3 protein-coding genes are annotated in these 2,781 nt (G+C 45.0%); all 3 read right to left on the reverse strand.

Going from position 1 to position 2,781, the window contains the following annotated elements; translation table 11 throughout:
• Positions 1-492, reverse strand: a 492-nt coding sequence (locus tag PLH26_RS21380) for a zinc metalloprotease (protein ID WP_502876434.1), incomplete at its 3' end; no start/stop codon positions are given.
• A gap of 300 nt (positions 493-792) precedes the next feature.
• A complete protein-coding gene (locus PLH26_RS21385; protein ID WP_324588047.1) occupies positions 793-2,430 on the reverse strand; it encodes a nucleoside transporter C-terminal domain-containing protein in 1,638 nt (545 codons plus the stop codon).
• A 113-nt stretch (positions 2,431-2,543) separates the two neighbouring features.
• Positions 2,544-2,781 (reverse strand): thioredoxin family protein (locus PLH26_RS21390; protein WP_324588048.1); only part of this gene is annotated, 238 nt, incomplete at its 5' end.

Raw genomic sequence — 2,781 nt, forward strand, 5'->3', positions numbered from 1 at the left:
CAGGTCATTGACTCCCATTTTACACACCCATATGTTCAGGTACCTGTTTACATTCCATGCATCCGAACCGCCCATTGAAGTATACTTGATGGGATCATTATCGCCCGGAACAGAAGCTGTGGAAGAAGTGATCCGCAAAATGCCGTTCACTGGTTCGTTGGAAGGGCTGCGCTGGGCAAGACAAAAGCGGATGCTGCCCTTTGCAAATAAAGGTTTAAATGCGGCGGGGATATTTACTGAATCAGCATTTTCGCCGGCATAATCCGCATTCAGCACATCCAACTGGCTTTGTACCTGTTCGTCTGTTACCAGGGAAGGATCATCCATCACAATATGCACCACCACGGGTATGGTAACAATAGCGTTCAGGCGCTGCTGGACGGGGTTGTCTTTCTTTGCACGCCTCAGCGCTTCGTATTTTTGCTGGAATACCAGTTGATTCTGATCGAATGCCGCTTTATCGCGGGGATATTTCTGAAAGTATTTTTCCATTACGGAACCTGTAACACAACGTACCGGACGAGACGGATGGTTTTGCGCAAAAGCATTAGAAGCGGCGCAGAAACACAGGCTAACTGCAATAAAGCGTAGTAAAAAAACAGCGTTCACAAAAGAAAAGTTTGGTAATACATTCTCCAAATGTATTGCAAGTGCGGATAAAAAAAATGCTTTCCTCAATTTTGCATTATTTAAGCAGGAAATATATAATATAAACACTCAAACTATACGCAATTATATACTCATTGGGTTTGAATAAACCGGATATAATATACCAGAAGGACATGTTCAATGCTAAAACAGCATTCCTGCTATACAACCGCACATCAGGCAGGCTATAGTCCCGCCTATCAGTGCTTTTATCCCCAGTTCGGTAAGGTTCCTCCGCTGGTTGGGCGCCAACTGGCTGATGCCCCCGATCTGTATGCCTATAGAGGCAAAATTGGCAAAGCCGCAAAGCGCATAGGTTACAATAAGCAACGACTTCGGATCGGTGATCACATTACTGTTTTTCATCTCAGCAAGAGAAACATAGGCATAAAATTCGTTCAGGATCGTTTTTTCACCCAGCAACTGGCCGATGGCTACCATGTCTGCTTTTGCCACGCCTATCAGCCAGGCAACCGGCGCAAAAAGATACCCCAGCAGCATATTCAGTGAAAGCGCTTCATATCGTCCGCCGGTTGCCAGCCTGATCTCTTCATTGAGATCTGTAATGCCTCCCACCCAGCCCAACAAAGCGTTTGCCACCCACATCATAGCGGTAAATACAACCAGCATGGCACCCACATTTACCGCCAGCTTTAATCCATCGGTCGTTCCTATGGAGATGGCATCTAAAAAATTATCTCCCAGTTTCTCCTTTGGTATGGTGAGGTCTTTGGCAACGAGCCGGTGATCGGGCTGGGGAAAAAGGATCTTCGAACAAACGATTGCCGCCGGAGCGCTCATAATAGACTGGCTGAGCATGTGCAAAGCAAAATAATGCTGCTGCGTCACATCATCCCCGCCAAGGAACCCTACATAGGCTGCTAATACACTCCCGGCAGTGTTGGCCATCCCTCCTACCATAATGCACAGCATTTCACTGCGCGTCATCTTTTCGAGGTAAGGGCGGATCATCAGTGGCGCTTCTGTTTGTCCTAAGAAAATATTGGCTGCGGTAGACAGACTTTCGGCCCCGGAAATATTCAACTTGTTTAACAGGTAAGCAAATACGTATACTATTTTTTGCAAGATGCCTAAATAATACAGGATGGAAGAAAGCGCAGCAAAGAAGATGATGTTGGGCAACACCTGCACAGCGAATATATAGCCCCAGCTTTGTTTATCGCTTGCGAGGCTGCCAAATAAAAATTCTGTGCCCTTATGGCTCAGGTTGATGAGCTCTACAAAAGCGTAAGAAATGTTTTCCAATACAACCTTGAAAATATCCGGGTTACAGATCCTGGTGTAAATAGAAATGGTAAGTATGAACAGTGAACATAAAACAGACCACTTCAATATTTCACTACTATGGGAAGCGAGCCGTTTGATGATAAAGGCGAGTATAATAATACTGAATAGAACAGCCATTCCACTGTTGGCGTATGTGCCGTTCCTGATCAACCCGAAAAAGAAAATGCATTGCCACGCTATAGCCAGCACAATACTCAGTCCATCAAAAGCAATAACAGCATTGTTTTTTTGTGTCCGTATAATCCTTCTGATAGTGATATACGATAAGATCATTCCAAAAAACACCCAAAAAACAGGCTGCCCGGCAATCTTTGTATTGAGCACGCCCATGGCAAACATCAGCTGGGCAAAGATGCCCATGGCCACCAGTTTCCAGTTAATGGCTCTTTTGTTATTGCTCAGGAGATAACAAACAAGGATCAGAAAGGCCATCCCCAGGCTTCCCCTGCTGATATTTTCAAGCTGCGCCGACATAGAGCCGTTTTGGTGCTATAGTTTTATGCACCAATATACAACAATGTAGAAACGGAGCACAAAAAAAGCAGACGCTCCCGCCTGCTCTTAAAAGCTCACACCAAGAAATATTATCAGATATGTTGCTCTATCTTTTTAACAAAATTGGCTTTAGGCTGCGCCCCTATCAGCTTATCTACGACCTTGCCGTCCTTTACAAATAAAATGGCGGGAATGGAAGTAACGCCATAATTGATAGACAACTGCGGGTTATGGTCTACATTCACCTTACCCACATTTATCTTCCCATTATATTCTTTACTCAATTCTTCGATAACCGGACCGATTGCGCGGCAAGGGCCACACCACTCT

This window comes from Agriterribacter sp. (assembly GCF_035444585.1).
Taxonomy (GTDB): domain Bacteria; phylum Bacteroidota; class Bacteroidia; order Chitinophagales; family Chitinophagaceae; genus Agriterribacter.